The following is a 20,860-nucleotide window of genomic DNA, read 5'->3' as shown; positions in this document are numbered from 1 at the left end:
CATCGTCCTGGGGCAGAGAACGGCGCGCACTTTGCGCGTAGTCACATTCCCGAAGGGGTCGGTTCTGATCATCGATCATCACCCCGCGCGGCGACCCGGCCGCTTCCTGCCTGTGCGGTGTCACCGACGCTGTAAATTTCGATGTGTGCGCCGTCGTCAGCCCGGCGGAGGGCGAGCCGCTCCCGGGGTCTGAGCCCGGCGGCGGCTCACGGGCCGCTCACTCCGCGCAGATCCCCGGCCGGCGCCTGTCCCACGGCGCCGCCTGCTCGAGCTGACCCGCGAGGCGCAGCAAGGTGGCGTCGTCCGCGTACCGGCCCGCGAACTGCACGCCGACCGGCAGGCCGTCGGCGGTCACGTGGAGCGGCACCGACATGGCCGGGCTCCCATTCACGTTGAACAGGGGCGTGAACGCCGCGAACTCGAAGAGCCGGTCCAGCCAGGCCTCGGCCCCCACGGCCGGATCGCTCGCGTCGAACGTGCCGGGCGGGATCGGGAGCGTGGCCAGCGTCGGCGTGAGCAGGACGTCGAATTGCGTGAAGAACTGCCCGAGCTCCCGCGAGAGCTGATCGCGCGCGACGAGCACGTCGTGCACATCCACGGCGCTCATCCTCCGGCCGGCCTCGGCCATGATCAGCGTGGCCGCCTCGAGCGTGTCGGGCCCCGGCGCCAGCCCGAACAGCGGGCAGACGCGATCGAGCAGGTGAGCCTGGTACGACAGCAGCATCCGGAAGGCGATCCGCACCCGCTCCCAGTCGATCTCCGGCCGCGCGGGCACGACCTCGTGCCCCAGCTGCTCGCACAGCGCCGCGGCCCGGCGCACCGCCAGCTTGCATTCGTCGTGCACCGGCACCCCGCTCCAGGCGGCGTCGCTGAACGCGATCCGCAGCCGCCCGGGCGGCGTGCGCGCCTCCTCCAGGAACGACCGCGGCCCCGGCGGCGCGAAGTACGGCGCGCCCGGATCAGGCCCGGCGATCGCGTCGAGCAGCGCCGCGCTGTCCCGCACCGAGCGCGTCAGCACGTGGTCGGTGGCGAAGCCCATCAGGACCTCGCCCTCGATCGGGCCGGTCGGGACGCGGCCGCGCGTGGGCTTCAGCCCGAAGAGATTGCAGCACGACGCCGGGATGCGGATCGACCCGGCGACGTCGTTGCCGTGGGCCATGGGCACCATCCGCGCCGCCACCGCGGCCGCCGCGCCGCCGCTCGAGCCGCCGGGCGTGCGATCCGGGCGCCACGGGTTGCGCGTCGGCCCGTGCGCGGCCGGCTCGGTGACCACGTTGAGGCCGAGCTCCGGGGTGTTCGTCTTGCCCAGCGACACGAGCCCCGCGCGCCGGAAGCGCGTCATGAGCTCGTCGTCCGCGGGCGACACGAGGCCCTGGAAGAGGCGAGAGCCCATGCCGGTCGGCGTGCCCGCGACGAGGAGGCCGAGGTCCTTCACGAGGTACGGCACGCCGGTGAACGGCCCCTCCGGGAGCCCCGCGCGGATCGCCCGCTCGGCGTCGTCGCGCAGCGAGGAGATCACCGCGTTGAGCGCGGGGTTCACCTGCTCGACGGCGGCCGACGCCACGTCCATGAGCTCGGCAGGGGTGACCTCGCGCCGGCGGACCAGCTCCGCGAGGCCCAGGGCATCGAAGGCGGTGTACTCGGAGATCTTCATGGTGCAGGTCCCTTATACGAGCCCGCCGCGCGCGGCGGGGTGAAGAAAGGAGCGACGCGCGGCAATGCGCTCGGGGGCATCGCAATGCGCTCCGGTCGTCTCATCGGCTCACGAGGCGCCGCGACGAGGCGCGCCTATCCTGAGGAGGTCTCCCGGCGGCGACCTTCCGGGCGCTTCGAGGGCTTCTGCGCGGCAAGCTCGCTGTCGGGCAGCTTGCCGCTCCCCTGCTCGACAAGCTTCTTGTCGTACCAGGGCCGCGACGAGTGCGCGCGGAGGACGTACGCGAGCGCGAGGGCGCCGAGGAGCGGCACGGCGATGAAGGCGGCGGAATGGACCGTCACGTCGGGGCCGAGCGTGCTGGCGGAGGGCCACGACGGGACGTGGCGCGCCTTGATCCGCTGCACCCCGCGGAGCCGGACGAAGTCGGTGTGGGACGCCTCGTCCGAGAGGGCGACGCCGTCGGCGGTCCGCATCGAAACATCGAAATGGGTCTCGTCACCGGCCTCGCGTCTCTTGAGGTCCGTCACGCCGACGTCGACCGTCTCCCCCAGCCAGAGGCGCGCGTGGAAGGGCGCGAACGCGGCGTTGAACGCGAGCGCCGCGACGGCGGCCACGACGGCCCACCGCCGGTGGAACGCGGCCCTGCGCGCGAACCGCTGTCCGAGCGGCTCGGACGAGAGGAGCATGGGCCGCCAGGGCGGGGGCACGAGCAGGTATCCCTGCGCCACGCCGCGGTACCCCTGGGTCGGCGCCTCGGGATCCGGCGCGCGCCGGAGCTCGCCGACCGCGAAGACCTGTTCGCCGGGCACGAGCTCGGCCACGCGAACGCGCTTCTTGCGATCGACGAGGATCATGCCGTCGAGCGCGTCGACGAGCTGCACGTCCTCGCCCGGCTCGACGCGGATGCGAGCGCCGGAGGCGTGGCGAAGGTAGAAGGGGTGGACCCGGACCTTGCGGTCGGTCTCGGACCACTCGTGGCTCCAGACCCCGGAGCTCTCGGTCTCGGACCCCTCCTGCTCGACCTCGACGCGCACGGCCACGTCCGCGCCTTGCTCCCGCTCGACGGTGCCCTTGACGACGGCCTCGCCGGGCGCGAGCGCGACGCCGGGGTTGAACGAGGCATCGGCCTGCGCGGCGGCGCGGCGCTCCCGGAGCGACGCCCGGAGCGCCCTGGCGGCGAGGGCGAGCAGGCCGGCCGTCGCGACGGCGTACACAAGGAGCAACGACAGCCAGGTGTCGAGGTGGTAGCGGCTCGCGAGCAGCCACGTCGGGTGGTCCATGGCCCGCCATGAGAGCGCAAACGGGGGCGCCCGTGCGAAAAACCCGGCGTTGCCAGGGGCCCGCGCCGCGCCCACCCTCCGGAGGAACGATGTCCGCGCCGCCGTCTCCCTTCCGCGTCCACGAGCCCGTCACGCCGGGGCCGGTCGTCGTCGAGGTCCCGCACGCGGGCCTCGTCGTGGACGAGCTCGCGGCGCGCTTCACCCGCGTGCCCGAGCGCGCCCTCGTGGCCGACGCGGACATCGCGGCGGACGCGCTCTTCGGCGACGTCGCGCTCGAGGGCGCCGCGCTCGTCGTCGCGACGCTGAGCCGCTTCGTCATCGACCTCAACACGGCCCCGCGCGTGCCCACGCCCTACGAGGACAAGCTCCCCTACGGGCTGCGGGAGGTGCGGCGGCGGTCCGCGAGCGGCGAGCAGTGGCTCGAGAGCCCGCCGCCCCGCGCCGAGGTCGAGCGCCGCGTGCGCGAGGTGCTCGAGCCGTACCACGCGGAGATCGCCGCGCGCCTCGCCGGCGCGCGCGCGCGTCACGGGGTCGCGATCCTTGTCTCGGCGCACAGCTATCCCGACGTCATGTTCCCGGGCGCGGCCGACGTCGTGCTCGGGACCCGGGGCGGCGCCAGCGCGGCCGCGTGGGCGCGCGACGCGGTCGCCGCCGTCGCGCGCGTACACGGCCTCTCGCTCGCGCTGGACGACCCGTTCCCCGGCGGCCACGCGGTCGAGCGGCACGCGCGCCGCGACGAGGGGGTGCACGCGCTCCAGATCGAGATCGCCCGCCGGCTCTACTGCGACGCGCGCTCGCTGGCCCCTCGCCCCGAGGACGTCGCGCGCCTCCGGGACTTCACGCGCAGCGCCGTGGCCGCGCTCACGGCCGCCGCGCGCTGACACGGCGCGAGGCTGCTGCACAAGGCCGAGTTCGTGCGATGACGCTGCACGAATCCACCGTCGCGCGACGACGCAGCGCGATGACGCTGCACGAATCCTCCATCGCGCGAAGACACGGCACGAACTCGCGGTGCGCGCGCGCCCGCGAAGCTGCGCGGCCCGGCGCCGGACGCGTACAGGTGCGCGCTCATCCCACCGCTGGATCCGCTGTTCTGTTGCGCCGCCCGGGAGCAGGCGAGCGTTGACGCCGCGGCGCGACGCGCCGAGATTCCGCCCTCAACACCCAGGCTTGGGATGGGGAGGCTCTTGATGCGCCACGACGGTCTCACGCTCTCGTGCTCGGCGCTCGCCAGCGTCACTTTCATCGGTTTCCGGGGCACCGAGCACGTCTCGCAGCCGTACGAGTTCGAGCTCTTCTTCTCCGTCCCCGCGAACACCGACGTGCGCAAGGCGGTGGGCGAGCGCGCGACCGTGCGCGCGGGCCGCGGCGAGGAGAAGGAACCGTTCGTCCTGCACGGGGTCATCGCGAGCGTGCGCCTCCTGCACCAGAACGCGGACCGGGCGCTCTACCAGGCGCTGCTCGTGCCGAAGCTCTGGCTCCTGCGCCACTTCTGGCGCAGCCACGTCTTCACGAGCCAGCCGGTGAAGGAGTTCCTCTCGTCGACGCTCCAGAGCGGCGGGCTCGCGACGAGCGAGTTCCGCTTCTCGATCGACGAGGGCGACTACCCGAACGAGGAGTTCGTCGCGCAGTACCGCGAGACGCACCTCGCGTTCTTCCACCGGTGGCTCGAGCGCGAGGGGCTCTACTACTTCTTCGAGCACCCCGAGGACGGCTCGAGCGAGGTGCTCGTCATCGTGGATGACCGCGGGCTGCACGACGATTTCCCGGGCGGCGGCGCGGTGCGCTACATCCCCCTCTTCGGCGACGACGTGACCGCGCCGTCGGGCCTGCACGACCTCGAGCAGGACGTGCAGTGGCTCCCGAAGAGCGTCACCATCGCCGACTACAACTACGCGAACCCGTCCGCGTCGGTGAAGGGCGAGAGCAGCATCACCGCGAAGGGGCTGGGCGCGATCCGCGAGTACGGCTACCGCGTCTTCCTGCAGAGCGACGCCGAGCGCCTCGCGCAGGTGCGCGCGCAGTCCATCGGCTGCCGCGAGGTGACCCTGCGCGGCAGCGGCGACGTGCTCGGCCCGCGCGCCGGGTACCGGTTCTCGCTGGAGGACCAGCCGGCCGACGTCGGCGACCAGTGGCTCGCGCTGGAGGTGCACCACGCCGCGTCGATCGCCGGGATCACGCCCGAGATCGCGCGGCTGACGCGGCTCTCGGACAAGGACACCTACGGCATGAAGCTGCTCGCGATCCCGGCCGACGCGCAGTTCCGCGCGCCGCAGACGACGCCGTGGCCGCGCATCTACGGGTTCGAGAACGCCATCGTCTGCGGCCCCGCCGACAGCCAGTACGCCCAGATCGACGCCGACGGCCGCTACCTCGTGCGCTTCGAGTTCGACACGAGCGGGCTGCCCGACGCGCGCGTCTCGACGCGGGTGCGCATGATGCAGCCCCACGGCGGGACCACGGAGGGCTTCCACTTCCCGCTGCGCAAGGGCACCGAGGTGATGATCTCCTTCCTCGGCGGCGACCCGGACCGGCCGTTCATCGCCGGGGTCGTGCCCAACGCGCACCGGCCGGCCGTCGTCGCGGAGCGCAACCACAGCCAGAACATCATCCGGACCGGGAGCGGCAACCAGCTCGTGCTCGAGGACGAGCAGGGCAAGGAGTTCATCTTCCTGTTCACGCCGAACAACCGCACCGGCATCTACATGGGGACCCCGAGCAGCGGCCACTCCGCCGTCTACACGGGCGACGGCGAGGCGCAGGTCGGCAACTTCCTGTCCCCCGAGAACGCCGACCCGGCGATCGCGGGCAGCAGCGTCGTCAGCGTCACGTTCAGCTACCTCGAGACGACGGGGGGCGACGGCGGGTCCTGGATCGGCGGCGACTCCTGGGAGAACGTCGGCGGCAACAAGTCCAGCATGGTGGTGTGCGACCTCTGGGCGGGCATCGGGGGGACCTACACGCTCCAGGTCACCGCCGCGGCGACGGAGACGTACTACGCGACGCGCACGACCACGATCAAGACGGGCCGCGTGGACACGGTCGAAGCCGGGGGCATGAAGCAGACGATCACCGACGGGATGGAGCTGACCATCACGAGCGGCGGGATGAAGCACGACGTCCACGGCGAGCTCACGCAGACGATCGAGCCGGGGGGCTCGTCGACGGTCACCGGACCGTGGAAGCACAAGGTCACGGCCGAGAGCTTCGACGACTACAAGAGCTGGAAGACGGAGGTCGCCACCACCTGGAAGGGCCACTTCGGCGCGAACGTCGACCTGGAGAGCGACACGAGCTTCGTGATCAAGGCGCCCAAGGCGAAGATCACGGCCACCGACCTGAAGTGGGAGGTGCTCGGGATGACGTTCGACATCACGCCGAACAAGCACGAGCTCTACGTCTACAAGGGCGCGAGCGGCGTCCTCAAGACCGACCACGCCGCGCTCTACCAGACGCTGTACGGGCTCAAGCTCGAGTTCGTGGGGATCAAGCTCGACTATGTCGGGATGGACAAGAAGGCCGTCGGCGTGAAGCTGAAGCAGGTCGGCGCCTACGTGAAGCAGCAGGCGATTGGCGCGATCATCGGGGCGGTCCTCGCGCACCAGATCGCCGTGACGAAGCTGTGAGCGCGGATGCGAGTCGTTAAACCCCTCAAGATGCCGGCGCTCACGCGCGTCGTCGAGGTCGCGCGTCGCCTCAGGTTCCACGTGGGCGCCATGGTCGCGTTCCCGCTCGACGCGCCGCGCGCGGTCGTCGACGAGATGACCTTCTGGCCGGCCGCGATGGCGGAGCTCGGCAACATCGCGCTCGACGACGGCATCGCCAAGGCGCGCGGCGAGCTGCTCGTCGCGGGCCGGTGCCACGCCCCGGAGGGCCGCCGCGTCGCCGCGTCGTTCGTGCGCGCGCGGCTCGGCTCCATCGACAAGCGCCTGGCCGTGCTGGGCGACCGGCACTGGACCGGCCGCGGCTTCACCGAGCCGGAGCCGTTCTCGGACATGCCCATCGACTGGGCGCGCGCCCTCGGCGGGCCGAAGGACCCGGCGAACCCCTACGGCAAGGGGATCGAGGAGATCGAGCGCGGCGGGCAGCGCGTCCGGCCGCTCCCGAACGTGGAGCACTACGGCGCGCTGATCCGCTCGCCGTCCGACCGGCCGGGCCCGGCGTCCTTCCTCCCGATGGACGTGAGCTTCGCCCAGCGCCGCGCCCGCGCGGGGACGTACGGCGGGGACTACGCCGAGAAGTGGGCGCCCGGCCTGCCGCCCGACGTCGATCCGTCGTTCTTCAACGTCGCGCCGAGCGATCAGTGGAGCGCCGAGCCGTTCCGGGGCGACGAGGCGTTCCTCGTGGAGAACATGCACCCGGCGCGCCCGCGCATCGAGGGCGCGCTCCCCGGCCTCTGCGCGCGCGTGCTCGTCACCCGCCGCGACGCGAGCGGGGAGGCGTTCGTGGAGCTCCCGGTCCGCTGCGACACGGTGTGGCTCCTCCCCTCGGCCAACCTCGGCGTCGTGATCTTCCACGGCTCGATGCCGGCGGCCGACGACGACGCGGCGGAGATCGTCGACCTCGTCGTGGCCTGCGAGGAGATCGGCCGCCCCCGGCCGATCGAGCACTACCGCGAGGCGCTCGCCCGGCGGCTCGACAAGGACCGGGGCGCGATCGCGGGGCTCAGCGACAGCGATCTCATGCCGCCGCGCGAGTCGGGCGTCGCGGCGAACATCGCCGGGCTCGACATGATGCAGTGGATCAAGAGCGAGAACCTGGCCGCGAAGAACCTGCGGCGCGGCGCGGAGCGGGACCGCGAGCGCCGCCGCGAGGAGCTCCTGGCCGACGGCGACGATCCGGCGCGCTACGGCCTCGACGCGCCGCTGCCCGAGGAGGAGGCGCCCCCGCCCGTCGACGACCTCGACGCGCTGGTCGTGTACCTGGACGACGCGTCGCGAAAGTTCGAGGAGGAGCAGGTGAAGGCGGCCCGCACGAAGGACGAGGCCGAGGCGCGCATGCGGGCGCGGGCCGCGGACATGGGGGTGTCCGAGGAGACGCTCCGGCGCGCCGAGACCGAGGGCGAGCCCCCCGGCGGCCCGCCGAAGTTCTCGGCCCAGGCGCAGCTCCAGCAGTACGCCGAGCTGGCCGAGGCGGGGCGCCGCGGCGGCGTGCCCAACGACGAGCTCGAGGCGATGCTCGCAGATCCGGCGTTCCACGAGCAGCTGGTCCGCCTGGAGCAGGCGGCGCGCGAGGGCTACCGCGGCTCGGCGCACCTGACGCCCGCGGCCCTGCCGATGACCTCCGAGGCCGCCCTGATGGCGCGCGTCGTCATCGAGGCGGCGCGCGACGCGCGCGAGCCGCTCGACGAGCGCGATCTCACCGGCGCCGACCTGCGCGGGGTCGACCTGCGGGGGATGAGCTTCGCGCGCGCGTTCCTCGAGGGGGCCGACCTGCGCGGCTGCGACCTGTCCGGCGCGGTGCTCGAGGGCGCGGTGCTCGCGAAGGCCGACCTCACGGGGGCGAACCTCACGGGCGCGCGGCTCCGGGGCGCGAACCTGGGCAAGGCGAACCTCGAGCGCGCCGTGCTCGACGACGCCGATCTGACCGAGGCCGTCCTGATGGGCGCGAAGCTCGCCGGGGCGCGGCTCCAGCGCGCGCGGCTCGAGCGCGCCGACGTCCTGCAGGTGAGCTGGGAGGGCGTGGATCTCTCCGGCGCGGACCTCGCGGTCTGCACGTTCCTCCAGGCGAGCTTCGCCGGGGCGAACCTCACCGGGGTGAACCTCGAGCGGGCGATGCTGCTCGAGTGCTCGCTCGACGGCGCGGACCTCTCGGGCGCCCGGCTGCACAAGGCCACGCTGATGAGCTGCACGGGGGCGCGGGCGCGCTTCGTGGGGGCGCGCTTCTCCGAGGGCGTCGCCATCTACAAGAGCGGCCTGCCGGAGGCCGATTTCCGCGACGCCGTGCTCGAGAAGACGTGCTTCAGGACGACGGACCTGCGCGGCGCGCGCTTCGATCGCGCCCAGATGACGATGACCGATCTCTCCGAGGCGGACGCGACGGGCGCGATCTTCGACCGCGCCGTCCTGAAGGGCGCCCTCCTGATCCGGACGATCCTGGACGGCGCCTCGCTCCGCGGATGCAACCTGACCGAGGCGATCCTCTCGAAATCGCGCCTCGCCGGGGCGGATTTCACCGGCGCCCAGCTCTGCCGCGCCGATTTCAGCCGCGCGCGCGGGGACAGCCGGACGACCTTCGCCGAGGCGGCGGTCGATTTCACCCGGTTCGACCGGCAGGGCGCGCCGGCCGCTGGAGGCGCGACATGAACCGCGACGAGGTGCTCGACAAGATCCGCCACGGCGAGGCGATCCAGGCCGTGGATCTCTCCGGGCTCGACCTGACGGGCGCGGATCTCTCGGGCGCGGTGTTCGACCGCGTGCGCATGCCGCGCGCGATGCGGGGCGCGCTCATCAAGGAGTCGACGTTCTCCGAGTGCGATCTGTCGGGCGCGGACATGACGGGCGCGGACCTGCACCTGACGAGCTTCGTGCAGAGCTGCCTCGACGGGGCGGCGCTGTCGGGGTCGAAGCTCATCGGCGCGAGCTTCGTCGAGACGACGTTCGAGGGCGCGGCGCTGTCGGGCGCGGAGGCGCAGGTCGCGAACTGGGCGAAGTGCTCGTTCACGCGCGCCTCGCTCGAGGGGGCGAACCTCGATCGGTCGAACCTCATCGAGATCACGGCCGACGGCGCGAATTTCTCGCGCGCGAACCTCGAGAAGGCGACGATGTACAAGCTCGACCTGCGCACCGCGCTGCTCGACGGCGCGAACCTGACGCTCACGACGCTGCTCGAGTCCGAGCTCGGCGCGCGGGCGTTCCAGGGGACGAAGCTCTTCCGCACGCAGTTCATGCGCGGCAGCGTCGCGGGATCGAGCTTCGCGGGCTGCGACGCGACGCAGTGCAACTTCGTCGGGGCCGACGTCTCGGGCTGCGACTTCAGCGACGCGGTCCTGACGCAGGCGCTCTTCAGCGAGGCGAAGGCGGCGCGGGCGCGGTTCTCGCGGGCGAGGCTCCAGCAGGCGATGTTCGAGCGGGCCGCGCTCGCGGAGGCCGATTTCTCGGGCGCGGAGCTCGTCGAGGCGTACCTCGCCTTCGCCTCGTGCCCCGGCGCGCGCTTCGTCGGCGCGAAGCTCGCGTACGCCGACCTCTCGCACTGCGATCTCTCGGGCGCGGACTTCACGCAGGCGGGGATGTTCCGCGCGAAGCTGCACCGCGCCCGCCGCGACGGCGCGCGGCTGCCGGCCGGGGCAGGGTGGCTCGGCGACGACGAGAAGCTCGCCGCGCTCGAGGACTGGAAGCCGAAGCGCGGCGGCGAGCGCGACGCCGAGCGCCCGTGAAGCTTCGGTGAAGCGCGAGGATGCCGTTGATTCTCTCCGAAAACTCCCCGAGACTGGCGCTGCTGCGCGCACGTCCCGGACGGGCGGAGCCAGGCCGAGGAGACCCGAGATGCAGAGCATGGCGGCCCGCGAGCCCCTGACGGAGGCACACGACGACAGCGCGCAGGACGATCTCCTGGCCGCGGTGGATCTGCCGTCGATGGAGGCGTCGCCGCGGCGCGCGCCGTCGCTCGAGACGGGCGTCGTCCGGGGCACGGCGTCGGGGCTCCTTGTCGAGCTCGGCGGCGGTCCAACCCTCGCGCGGCGGGCGAAGAGCTGCCTCGTCGCGCCGGACGCGGGGGATCGCGTGCTCTGCGCGGCGGACGGCGACCAGGTGTTCGTCCTCGCGGTGCTCGAGGGCGAGGCCGGCGCGACGACGCGGATCGTGGCCGAGGGCGACCTGAAGGTGCAGGCGACGGGGCGCCTCGGGCTCTGCGCGGGCGATCAGATCGAGATCGCCGCGGCCCGGGAGGTGGGTCTGTTCACGGGCAAGCTCCAGATCCGCGCGCAGGCGGCGGCGGCCGCGATCGAGGAGCTCGGGCTCGTCGGCCGCTCGCTCGAGGCGCACCTCCAGCAGGCGGTTGTCGTCGCCGAGCGCATGGAGGTGCGCGCCGACCGCCTGGTGCAGCGCGCGAAGAAGGCGTTCCGCTTCATCGAGGCGCTCGATCAGGTGCGCGCGGGCATCTTCGACCTCCGCGCGGAGGGCCTCGCGGCCGTCCGCGGGGAGAACACGATCGTCGCCGCGCGGACGCTCGCGAAGCTCGACGGCGAGCAGGTCAAGATCGGCTGAACGGCGCGCCGCGCGGCGTCGCGGACGCCGGCAAGGACGAGGGGTGAATCGATGCTCGCGAAGACGACCGCAGGGGGGATGTGCCTGGCGTTCCCCGACGTGTGCCTGACCCCGACGCCGGCCCCGGTGCCGATCCCGTACCCGAACATCTCGCTGCATCCGATGAGCGTGATGTTCGTGCCGAACGTGCTCGTCACGTGCGCGCCGGCGCACAACATGCTGACCGTCGCGCCGCTCACGATGGGGGACAACCCGGGCGTCGCGCTCGGCGTCGCGTCCGGGATGGTGATGGGCCCGTCGCGCAACGTGACCGCGGCCTTCACGGTGATCGTCGGCTGCGCGCCGATGACGCGCCTGACGAGCATCTCGCTGCAAAACAGCACGAACGCGGTCGGCATGGCGATCGTGCCGAGCATCACCACGGTCATCGTGCTCTCCCCGTGAGCGGCGCGCGCCCTGGATCCGTGATGGCGGCGACCGCGCCCGAGAGGAGCCCGCTCGCCGAGGCGCTCGTCCGGCTCGACGAGGCGATGCGCCCGCTGCGGGGCAGCAGCCTCGATCCGGAGCGGCGCCGCGTGGCGGTCCGGCTCGCGGACCTGGCCCGCTGCGAGGACGCCGACCTGTCGGCCTTCGCCAGGCGGCACCTGCCGGGCCGCGCGGTGGACGAGCCGGCGCTGCGCGCCGCGCGCGAGATGATCCTGGCGATCGGCCGCGTCCTCGACCCGGAGGGCGAGAGCGCCGAGGCGATGGGCGCGCTCCAGGGCGTGCATCGCGTGCTCGACGAGCGGCTGGCGGAGGCGAAGCGGGCCGCGGCGCGGCGCGAGGCGGAGGCAGCCGCGGCCGCAGCCGCTGACGCTGTCGCGACGGGCGCGCCGGCGCTGGTCGAGGCGTCGGGGCCGCTCTCTCGGCCGGGCGCGGGCTTGCCCTTCGTGTCCGCGCCGATGGCCGTGTCCGCGCCGATGGCCGTGTCCGCGCCGATGTCCGTGTCCGCGCCGATGTCCGTGTCCGCGCCGATGGCCATGTCCGCGCCGATGGCCGTGTCCGCGCCGATGGCCGTGCCTGTGCCCGAGCCCGTGCCGGCGTCCGCTCCCCGGACGGAGCCGCCGTCTTCCCGGGCGGGGCCGCCCGTGTGGGGCGAGGAGCCCAGGCCCCCCAGCAAGACGCTTCCCGAGACGGGGAGGCTCGTCGACTCGGCGTTGCCGTTCATCCCGGTGGCCTCCGAGGAGCGCCCGCGGCCGGCCGTCGCGCGCTTCGACGCGGCCCTTCCTTTTCAGCCCGTCGCGGGCCACAACGGAACACCGCCGCACGAGATCCCCCCGGCGGCGGCGCACCACGGCCCCGCGGCGCCGTCGCCCCCTCTCGAGCGCCCCCCCGTCGTGGCCGGTCCGAGCGCCTTTCCGGCCGCCGCGCCGAGCGTCCCGCCCTCGGTCATCCCGACCGCTCAGCCGGCCCCCCTGCCGAGCGTCCCGCCCCCCTCCGCGCCGGCGCCTGCGAGCACCGGCGACCCGCTCAGCACGCGCTCGACGCCCCCGCTCTCGCTCACGCTCAACCAGTACGCCGGCCTCGTCGTCGCGTGCGAGCTGTACCCCGCCTACGTCGAGAGCACGCACGCGCGTTACGGCGTTCCCTCTCCAGCCGCGCGCGCCGCGCTCGACGCCTTCTGGGCGACCCGCCTCGCCGCCGATCCCGCGCTCGCCCAGCGCTGGCCGGAGCTCTGCGAGGCGGCGCGCAGGTACTTCCTGCAATCGCGCTGAACGCCGGGATGCTCGCGCGCTTCCGCGGCGCCAACCTCGACACGCCGTCGCCTCAGGGCGTGCTCTCGGGATCGGCCGGATCGCTGCCCCCCGCGATCTCGTCGCCGTCGAGGTGGCCGTCGAGATCGCGGTCGACCCCCATGCGCTCGCCGGATCCGGGGGGCGCGCAGGTGTAGGTCAGCGCGCTGCCGGGCAAGGCGACAAGCCATCGCAGCAGCGTATCCGGGATGGCGTCGAGCAACTGCCGGTCGCCCGCGAACTGGCCGCCGCCGAGGTAGAGGAACCCGAAATCGTGGTGCGCGAGCCGGCCCTTCGCGATGAGATCGCACTCGCCGGCGTCCGCGCGCTCCCTCAGGAGATCGATGCGCTCCGTGACCGCGGCGTAACTGCTCGCGGTGAGCGTCGCCTGCTGCCCGACGATCGGCGCGAGGTTCGTGTCGAAGGCCAGCATGAACTGCTCGATATCCCGCTTGACCTGGGCGTTCTCAGGGGTCACCGGGAGTCCGAGGGGATTGCCCGCGAACAGGTCGAATCCGCTGTTGAAGCGGAACAGATCCGGGAAGGCGCCGTCGTGGTTAAAGCCGAAGCCGCGCACCTGATCGCCGAGGAACGGATCGGGGCCGAGCGAGACGTGGTTGAAGCCCGCGCCGAACATACCGACCTTCTGGTAAAGGCCGCGGAGGTGCGGGACCTTGAAGAACTGGGGATCCGGTGAGGTCCCCGCGCGGCCGTCGGTCCCGAAGAAGCCGGCGAAGGCGCCCTCGGAGGGGTTGGCGTCCGGGTCGAGCCGGTGACAGCTGTCGCATGCGCCCGTCGGCGTGACGACGGTGTTCAGGAAGGCGTCGCGCCCGCTCTCCTGGGAGGGAGTGAGCGAGTTGTCGAGGCTCCGGATCGGGTTGGGCGGGTAGGTGACCTGGAGGATGAAGTCGGTGAAGGCCTGCATCTCCGGGTCGTCGAGCTCGGCGTGCCGCCCGAGCAGATCCATGAACGCGGGGTTGAACCTCTTGAACGCGGCCTCCTCGTCGAAGCCGCCCTCGTCTGGCTGCGACGTGGCCCCGGCGTTGCCGCCGGTGCGGTCGCCGCGCCAGTGCATGGGGCCCTGGTTTTCCATGCCGCGCAGGCTCTGGGTCGTCATCGGCCCCTTCATCGGGTGGAAATCGGGGTTCTCGCCGAAGAACCCGTCCTCGCCGAACCCGGCGCCGGGGATGGGCGGAACGACGAGCGTCGGGTTGTCGATCACCGAGCCGTCCGGATTGCCGAGGTCCCAGGCGAGGCTGTCGAGGTCGCCGAAGATATGGCAGCTCCCGCAGGACGAGTCCCCGTGGCTCGAGCTCCTCCGGGCGTCATAGAGGAACGGCCGCCCCTCGACGACGCTCGGCGGCTCGGGGTTGTACATGGACAGGTGCGCGATCTCCTCGCGCGCGGCGGTGTTCACCACGGAGATCGCGTTGTCGAAGCGGGTCATCACGTACATGCGCCCGCGGGCCTCGTCGAGCACCATCCCGGTCGGGCCGCCGCCGGTGAGCGGGATCCGGTCGGCCGTGCTCGGCACGAAGGTGTCGCCCTCGAGCGCGGCTGTGTCATAGACGCCGATCCTGGAGGAGCCGAACGCGGCGACGTACAGCGTCTCGCCGTCGCCGCTCACCGCCATGCCGAGCGGCTGCGCGAGGCTCTTCTCGTTCTCGTCGTTCGGGAGCGGGGCGCAGCAGGCGTCGTACTCGATGTGCTTGTTGAGGTGCCGCGGGGCGGCGCCCGCGGAGCTCAGCACCGTGATCCGGCTCTCGTGCAGGTGACCCCGCAGGCTGCTCCCGGCGAAGATGCCCGGCCCCTCGAAGCGGAGGTCGTTGCGCGCCTCGGTGTTGCTGACATACACCTTCCCGCTCACCGGGTTCACGGCCATGTTGAAGAGGACGGTGCCGACGCCGGTGTAGAAGCCGCCCGAGCCCGCGAGCTGCGCCGGCGGATGGGCCGTTGCGTCGATGACGAACACGTCCTTGTCCGGCAGGGAGAGCCGCAGCTTGTCGTCCCAGGGACGGTTCAGCTCATCGACCCAGTGCTCGCCGTCGAACTTGACGATGAGCCCCACCTCGGGCCTCGGGATCTCCTCGAAGTTCGTCGTGGGCCCGGGCAGCCCGCCGGCCGTCTCGCCCCCGTCGGGAACGAGGGAGTCGTGGACGATGGTTGTGCGGTTGCCGGAGTGGAATGCCGCCGCATAGACGCGGGATCCGTCCGGCGTCGCCGCCAGCGCACGGGGCGTGTCGCTGAACAGGGTGACGATGGTGAGCGGGTCGCCGCCGAGCGAGGCGCCGAGGCTCGCGGCGTCGAAGACCCACACGTCGGCGCGGCCGACCCCGGGCGTTGTGAGCTGCGGATCGTGGGGGATGTTCTGGCCGCGATGGGCCGCCGTGATGAAGGCGCGCCGCTTGTTCGGCCCGGCGAAGACGATATCGCGCGGCTCGTCGCCGACGAGCAGGGTGCGCACGACGGCGCCCCGGTACCCGAGCGGGCCGAGGCGGACCACGCTCACGCTGTCGGACAGGTGGTTGACGACCCAGACCTCCTCGTCGCTCCGCGCCGCGACCGCGACGGGCTCGAGCCCGACGGGGATCGAGGCGCGGTGGGCCAGTCCGCCCGTGTTGACGGCAAAGACCTCCAGTCGGTTGTCCGGTGTGTTGACGGCGAAGAGCAGCTTGCCGCTCGGCGAGAGGGCGAGGGGACGGACCTGCCCGCTCTCGAACAGCCTGTAGGACGTCGTGGCGATCGCCTCCGGGCAGATGGACAGGCCAGCGATCAGCGTCGTGGCGAAGGCAGCCCTCGAGAGAGCACGGCCAATGCCGCGCCTCGAGAGCCCGATGCTCCTGGCGTTCATGAGTCCTCCTTCAAGGGGGGTGGCGCTGGTACGTGAAGAGGCAAGCGAAGGAAAGGTGCTCAGCTTCGGATGCTACAGAATGTGTTGTGACTGACAACAGTAAAGTAGTTGAAGAGCGCGGATCGCCACGCCGTCCCGCGGATACGGCGGACGTCCACGCTGGCTGGTAGTTGCCGTGATGTTGCTGAACACCCGCGTACGCCGCCGGCAGAGGGCTCCATCGATCCCTGGAACGTGGCTCCGACGCCGCGGCGTACATGGACATCGGGCGTCGTCCCGCCCGCGCGCGCCAGGTCGCGGCCGCGGGCTCGCGGTGTCGGGGGTGCGCCGTGGATTTCGGCCTGATCGGCCGTTCGTCAGCCCCGGACGGGGCGATCTGCGGGATGGCGGGGAGCGCTGGCGATTGATGCGTACGCCGCCGGTGGGGGCGCAGCGAGGGGGGCGATGCTCAGTTGTCGGGGGCGCCCGCGCAGATCCAGTCGTTGATCGTCTTGAGCTCGGCCTCGGGCAGAGACGCGCCTGGGGGCATCTTGCTTTCGTCAGGGTCGCACAGGCCGGTTTCCTTCAGCTTGTTCATGAGATAGCTGCTGCTCGGCATGAACGGTACGACGAGCGCCTGCTCGCGGGAGCACGAGCCGGCGTCCTGATGGACCATCGCGCCGATCGCCTCGCTCGGGCGGAGGTCGAGCCCGCCGGCCAGAAAGGCGGGGTTCCCGTGGCAGGTCGAGCAGCTCCTCTCGAGGATCGGGACCACATCGGCGAAGGTCGCGGTGTCCGGGCCGCACGCGGGATCCATCGGAGGTGCGCCGCCGGTGCCGGCGGTTGTGGAGCCGCCACCCGCGCCGCCGGTGCCGGCGGTTGTGGAGCCGCCGCCTTCGCCGCCGGCGCCAACGGTGGTGGAGGCGCCGCCCTCGCCGCCGGCGCCAACGGTGGTGGAGCCGCCGCCTTCGCCGCCCGCGCCAGCGGTGGTGGAGGCGCCGCCTTCGCCGCCGGCGCCAGCGGTGGTGGAGCCGCCGCCTTCGCCGCCCGCGCCAGCGGTGGTGGAGGCGCCGCCTTCGCCGCCCGCGCCAACAGTGGTGGAGCCGCCGCCCGTGCCGGCCGTGGCGCTGTCACCGCCCTGGCTCGAGCTGCTGGCGCTGCCGGTCGTGGTGGCGGCGTCGCTATCGTCCGTGTCGCCGGCGCCAAGGATCCCAGGATCGATGTTGAGCCCGTTGCAGGCCGTCGCCGAGATGCCGATGGCCAGGCACAAGACCAATCGAAGCGGAGTGTTAAAGTAAAGCAAGGTACCTCTTCATGGTGATGGTCGCGCGACGTTCGTCGCGCGATCGATTCATGAACAGATTAGAAAGCACGGTGGCGCTCACGATGCAATGCGTGATGACGGGCGAGTCGAGCGTTTCATGTGATGATATCACTGCAATGCAATCACGACGCTGGACCTCGATGTTGGCTGAGGCCTCCTGCTATGGTGCGCGCACAGGCGATGTTGTCGTTTACCCGGAGAGGTTTCCGCATGAAGACGAGATGTTGGAAATATCTATCGAGTTGCACTCCCACGTTCCTGGTTTCGTGTGCAGCGGGCAGCGCCACCCGCACGCCGGAATGAGACGCACCGGCAAGGACGCCGGAAAAATCCTCTCCTCTCCTGGCGTTCTTGGCGCCTTGGTGGTTTTTTTTCTCCGGGAGGCAGTTCCCAGGCAAGATTCCGGGCCAGCCTCTGTCGGACACGCCTCGTTCGCTCTGCGTCGCGATCGACCTGATCTCGATTCGTGAGTGATTCTCGAACCAGCGCCGCTTTCTCACGAGAGCGGATTGCGTGGCGCTCATCGATCCACCAGCGTGTGCAGCGTGGCTGTACGATGGGATGGCTGCCGCGAAACGCTCGATTTTCAGCTCGCACTTCAGCTTTCCGGCCCAGCTCGCGCACAGGACCTTCGCTTCCGGACAGCTCGCGCGGCGACAGGAGGGTGGTACGGCCGATCGGCCGCGCCGGCAGCCCCGGTGACCGGCTGGCCCCCGGGCTGGCGCATGTGGTAGTCCGTGCGGGTGACAGAGCCCGCGCATGATCCTGGCCGTGTTCCCACGCTCGTCGGTCGATCGAGCTCCCATTTCACGCGCGTCACGCGCATCTTCGCCGCCGAGCTCGGGGTCGCCCACGCCTTCGAGGTCGTACCCGACCTGCGCTCGCTGGACACCGCGGACTACGCGGGCAACCCCGCGCTGCGCCTGCCGATCCTGCGGACGGGGGCGACCACGTGGCTCGGCTCGCTCAACATCTGCCGAGAGCTCGCGCGCCGGGCGCCGGTGCCGCGGCGCGTGGTCTGGCCCGAGCACCTCACCGAGGCGCTGACCGCGAACGCGCAAGAGCTCGTCGTGCAGGCCATGGCCACCGAGGTCACGCTGATCATGGGCCAGCTCGCGGGGACGCCGCAGGACGACGCGCAGCTCACGAAGCTGCAGAAGAGCCTGCTCAACATGCTGGCCTGGCTCGACGAGAACCTCCAGGCGGCGCGCGCGGGGCTGCCCCAGGATCGCGACCTCAGCTACCTGGAGGTCTGCACGTTCTGTCTCGTCACGCACCTCGAGTTCCGGAAGATGCTGCCGACGAGCGGCTATCGCGCCCTGACGGCCTTCTGCGACGAATTCGGCCAGCGCGCCGCGGCCCAGGCGACCACGTACCGCTTCGACGCGCCGTGAGCCCGCCAGGCCGGCGCGCGGTGTCGCTCCGCGCCGGGAGACCTGACCCTAACGCCGCCTCACCGCGCCCGTGCGCGATCGCCGGAGCCTCCGCCGCGGCGCGGCGCCTCCCCTGGAAGGGCTGAGCGCGCCTCGCCAGAGCGGCGGCGAAAGGATAGGCGAAAGCGTGGCCATCCGCCGGGTCGCGGCCTCAAGGCCGCCAGGCGTACGGCGGTGCGACCGTCACCTCGGTCGCCGTCGAGACGCCTCTCCAGTCGTCGGGAACAAACCCGTAGAATGTGTCGCTCGACTTCGACGAAGCGACGAACTCGACGTCTCCGAGCAGCTGTGCCGTTCCGGAGACGGACTGGTTATCGCCAAACCAGCCCAGCGGATAGAACGTGGTCTGCACGATCGCCGAGCCGCTCACGTCGAATCCGCGCGCCTGGATGCCCGAGCCGCCTTGCCCGACGAGGCTGAGCGCGCCGATCCGGCCGCCGGAGATCGCGCCGCTCACGATCGTCGCATGATCCTCGACGCGGACATCGCCGCTCACCTCGCCGCCGAGGATCGTGGCGTAAGGACCCACATGGACGCGCGACGGCGTGCCCGCGGGCGCGCAGCCGCCTCCGTTCGCGTGCCTCGCGGTGCCCGACGGACACGCCTCGAGCTGACCGCCCTGGAACCCGGCGGGCCACGCGCCGTCGATCTGCACCATGTACGGATAGCGATAGATCGACGGGTACGCCGGACCATCCGAGGGATTCGTCCAGACGAGCTTCTGGTACTCGGTCGGCGTCGCGACCACGACCAGGTAGACGTTCTCGCCCGGGCTGACGCAGAGGTCCAGCTCGCCGTCGCTCCCGCGCTGCAGCGGGCTGTAGCGCGACGTGGTGAGCTCCGGGTCCGTCGCCACGAGGCCCCAGCGCCAGCCGGAGTCGGCGCCTGTCTGCGTCACACCCCGGAACGCGACCCGCACGCTTGTCGCGTCCGGTCGCGGGTGCAGGCGCACGACATTGTAACCCCAGCGCTGCGGCGCCCAGTGGTACGGCGACACGAAGCGGCGATCCTGCGCCCAGTCCGCGTCGAGCGCCTCGAGCCGCGTGAGCCGGAGCCGCCGATCGGTGCGACCGCGCGACGTCCGGTCGGCCTCGATCGAGCCATAAGCCCGGCGATACACGCTGGATGGATCGCCGCCGTCCGTCGGCGGCGGGTCCCTGTAGTCCCAGGTGATGTTGTGCATCGCCCACTCGCCGAACAGGTCGTTGAGCTGCTCGATGTCCCACCCCCGGCTCAGCATGAGCTTCTGCCACGGATCGCCCTGGCCGCGCGGCGCCTCGTGGGCCCACATGTCGTTGACGGCGCTGTAGCAGTGCTTGTCCTTCAGGAACTCGAAGAACTGCCAGTTGCAGTAACGGTCGCGCGTGTTGCCGTAGTAGAGGTGCGGCATGTTGGGCAGCATCTCCGAGCAGTGCACGTTGTCACGCCAGATCTGGTGCGGCATCCAGTTCGCGTGGCTCTCGAAGATCCAGCAGCCGGTGCCGCCGCAATCCGGGAATGCCTGGGTCGTCGACTGCACGCCGTGCATGAACTCGTGGGCGAGCCCCCACGGGTCGCGGGCGGCGCCGGGACCGATCCACATTCCCATGTAGCCGACGCCGTCACGGGTCCACCCGCCGCCCCAGAGCGGAAAGCTGTTGTCGAAGTGAACCGCGGCCTTCCACTTGTTCGCCGAGCCGCAGTACGGCTCGGGGAAGAAGATGGGGCTGCCGAAGTACGTGTCCCAGATGCTCTCGAGCGTGTCCGCGGCCTCCCGCGCCTGGCTCAGCGTGATCTCGGTGCCTTCGGGCCAGTAGAAGGCGAAGTGCGCGGACTCGTGGCGCAGCGGCGCGCCCGTCTCACCGCCGCCGCGCGGCGCCGTCCAGGTGCCCGCCGTGCAGCTCGCCCCCGTGGTCTCGCAGCTCGTCGCCCACGTCGTGCTCGTCGTGCCCTGCTGGCAGCCGTCGGGGCCGCCGCCTGCAGCGCCCGTCGACGTGCTCGCTCCCATCGGTCCGCCGGCCCCCCCGGCGCCCCCGGCCCCCCCGGCGCTCCCGGCGCCTGCGATCCCCCCCGCGCCGGCGGCGCTTGAAGTCGCCTCCGTGCCGCCGCCGCTGGACGCCGATTCCAGAGCACGTTCCTCCGATGGAGCACCGCACGCTGCGAGGAGCCCGGCGACGGCGAGCAGCGCTGAGCCCTTCGCGAGCCGCTGCTCGACGACCGCGCGAGCCGTGTGCCGATGGCCCGTTGACGCGCGGTGTGGGGTCGTGGAGCTCCCACGCACGGCGTGGTCGCAGTTCGCCGGTGACTCATCCGCCTCGTTGAGCATGCCGTATTCTCATCCGGTGCGCGCTCGGCAGGCAAAAGAAAACAAGGCGGGCCGGCCG

At 71.9% G+C, this 20,860-nt stretch carries 14 protein-coding genes; 9 read left to right on the top strand and 5 right to left on the bottom strand.

Features of this window, described 5'->3' with window-relative positions:
* Positions 1-217 precede the first annotated feature (217 nt).
* Both WME75_RS25985 and WME75_RS25980 read right to left on the bottom strand, forming a co-directional pair.
* Positions 218-1,654, bottom strand: a complete 1,437-nt coding sequence (locus tag WME75_RS25985; protein WP_437476185.1) for an amidase — start codon at positions 1,652-1,654, stop codon at positions 218-220.
* A gap of 134 nt (positions 1,655-1,788) precedes the next feature.
* The gene (locus tag WME75_RS25980; RefSeq protein WP_437476182.1) at positions 1,789-2,934 is read right to left on the bottom strand and encodes a hypothetical protein; all 1,146 of its coding nucleotides are present in this window, start codon (positions 2,932-2,934) and stop codon (positions 1,789-1,791) included.
* A gap of 89 nt (positions 2,935-3,023) precedes the next feature.
* Between WME75_RS25980 and WME75_RS25975 the strand changes: the two genes are divergently transcribed.
* The 7 genes from WME75_RS25975 (at position 3,024) to WME75_RS25945 (ending at position 12,892) form a co-directional block, all read left to right on the top strand.
* On the top strand, positions 3,024-3,815 hold the full coding sequence (locus WME75_RS25975) for an N-formylglutamate amidohydrolase (RefSeq protein WP_437476179.1): 792 nt from the start codon (positions 3,024-3,026) through the stop codon (positions 3,813-3,815).
* 309 nt (positions 3,816-4,124) lie between these two features.
* Positions 4,125-6,560, top strand: coding sequence for a type VI secretion system Vgr family protein (locus WME75_RS25970; protein WP_437476176.1), 2,436 nt, complete (start codon positions 4,125-4,127; stop codon positions 6,558-6,560).
* Between the two features lie 6 nt (positions 6,561-6,566).
* Entirely contained in the window at positions 6,567-9,239 is a 2,673-nt protein-coding gene (locus WME75_RS25965; RefSeq protein WP_437476173.1) for a DUF2169 family type VI secretion system accessory protein, read from the top strand.
* Positions 9,236-10,309: a pentapeptide repeat-containing protein gene (locus tag WME75_RS25960; protein ID WP_437476171.1), complete on the top strand. Its 1,074-nt coding sequence runs from the start codon at positions 9,236-9,238 to the stop codon at positions 10,307-10,309. Before WME75_RS25965 ends, WME75_RS25960 begins: the two co-directional genes overlap by 4 nt.
* A gap of 109 nt (positions 10,310-10,418) precedes the next feature.
* Positions 10,419-11,138: a DUF3540 domain-containing protein gene (locus WME75_RS25955; RefSeq protein ID WP_437476169.1), complete on the top strand. Its 720-nt coding sequence runs from the start codon at positions 10,419-10,421 to the stop codon at positions 11,136-11,138.
* Between the two features lie 51 nt (positions 11,139-11,189).
* Positions 11,190-11,582: a DUF4150 domain-containing protein gene (locus WME75_RS25950; protein WP_437476167.1), complete on the top strand. Its 393-nt coding sequence runs from the start codon at positions 11,190-11,192 to the stop codon at positions 11,580-11,582.
* Positions 11,579-12,892: a hypothetical protein gene (locus WME75_RS25945; RefSeq protein ID WP_437476164.1), complete on the top strand. Its 1,314-nt coding sequence runs from the start codon at positions 11,579-11,581 to the stop codon at positions 12,890-12,892. The genes WME75_RS25950 and WME75_RS25945 overlap by 4 nt, the downstream gene beginning before the upstream one ends.
* Before the next feature lie 52 nt (positions 12,893-12,944).
* On the opposite strand, the gene WME75_RS25940 is transcribed toward WME75_RS25945, so the two are convergent.
* Both WME75_RS25940 and WME75_RS25935 read right to left on the bottom strand, forming a co-directional pair.
* Positions 12,945-15,761, bottom strand: a complete 2,817-nt coding sequence (locus tag WME75_RS25940) for a hypothetical protein (protein WP_437476161.1) — start codon at positions 15,759-15,761, stop codon at positions 12,945-12,947.
* A 448-nt stretch (positions 15,762-16,209) separates the two neighbouring features.
* Positions 16,210-17,016, bottom strand: a complete 807-nt coding sequence (locus WME75_RS25935; protein ID WP_437476158.1) for a hypothetical protein — start codon at positions 17,014-17,016, stop codon at positions 16,210-16,212.
* 38 nt (positions 17,017-17,054) lie between these two features.
* Between WME75_RS25935 and WME75_RS25930 the strand changes: the two genes are divergently transcribed.
* Both WME75_RS25930 and WME75_RS25925 read left to right on the top strand, forming a co-directional pair.
* Positions 17,055-17,534, top strand: coding sequence for a hypothetical protein (locus tag WME75_RS25930; RefSeq protein WP_437476156.1), 480 nt, complete (start codon positions 17,055-17,057; stop codon positions 17,532-17,534).
* Between the two features lie 267 nt (positions 17,535-17,801).
* Positions 17,802-18,458 (top strand): glutathione S-transferase family protein, encoded by a 657-nt coding sequence (locus WME75_RS25925; protein ID WP_437476153.1) that lies wholly within the window; start codon positions 17,802-17,804, stop codon positions 18,456-18,458.
* A gap of 190 nt (positions 18,459-18,648) precedes the next feature.
* On the opposite strand, the gene WME75_RS25920 is transcribed toward WME75_RS25925, so the two are convergent.
* Entirely contained in the window at positions 18,649-20,484 is a 1,836-nt protein-coding gene (locus WME75_RS25920; RefSeq protein WP_437476150.1) for a DUF6055 domain-containing protein, read from the bottom strand.
* Positions 20,485-20,860 lie beyond the last annotated feature (376 nt).

This window comes from Sorangium sp. So ce1014 (genome assembly GCF_051521505.1).
Classification (GTDB): Bacteria; Myxococcota_A; Polyangia; order Polyangiales; family Polyangiaceae; genus Sorangium.
Note: the sequence above shows the minus strand (reverse complement) of the source record. Positions and strands in the feature narration are given on the sequence as shown.

Excerpts from the sequence above, each read along its gene's own strand:
- WME75_RS25965 (WP_437476173.1), top strand. The coding sequence starts at position 6,567 with ATGCGAGTCGTTAAACCCCTCAAGATGCCGGCGCTCACGCGCGTCGTC.
- WME75_RS25940 (WP_437476161.1), bottom strand. The coding sequence starts at position 15,761 with ATGAACGCCAGGAGCATCGGGCTCTCGAGGCGCGGCATTGGCCGTGCT.
- WME75_RS25920 (WP_437476150.1), bottom strand. The coding sequence starts at position 20,484 with ATGGGAGCGAGCACGTCGACGGGCGCTGCAGGCGGCGGCCCCGACGGC.
- WME75_RS25950 (WP_437476167.1), top strand. The coding sequence starts at position 11,190 with ATGCTCGCGAAGACGACCGCAGGGGGGATGTGCCTGGCGTTCCCCGAC.
- WME75_RS25930 (WP_437476156.1), top strand. The coding sequence starts at position 17,055 with ATGGTGATGGTCGCGCGACGTTCGTCGCGCGATCGATTCATGAACAGA.
- WME75_RS25970 (WP_437476176.1), top strand. The coding sequence starts at position 4,125 with ATGCGCCACGACGGTCTCACGCTCTCGTGCTCGGCGCTCGCCAGCGTC.
- WME75_RS25985 (WP_437476185.1), bottom strand. The coding sequence starts at position 1,654 with ATGAAGATCTCCGAGTACACCGCCTTCGATGCCCTGGGCCTCGCGGAG.
- WME75_RS25960 (WP_437476171.1), top strand. The coding sequence starts at position 9,236 with ATGAACCGCGACGAGGTGCTCGACAAGATCCGCCACGGCGAGGCGATC.
- WME75_RS25955 (WP_437476169.1), top strand. The coding sequence starts at position 10,419 with ATGCAGAGCATGGCGGCCCGCGAGCCCCTGACGGAGGCACACGACGAC.
- WME75_RS25980 (WP_437476182.1), bottom strand. The coding sequence starts at position 2,934 with ATGGACCACCCGACGTGGCTGCTCGCGAGCCGCTACCACCTCGACACC.
- WME75_RS25975 (WP_437476179.1), top strand. The coding sequence starts at position 3,024 with ATGTCCGCGCCGCCGTCTCCCTTCCGCGTCCACGAGCCCGTCACGCCG.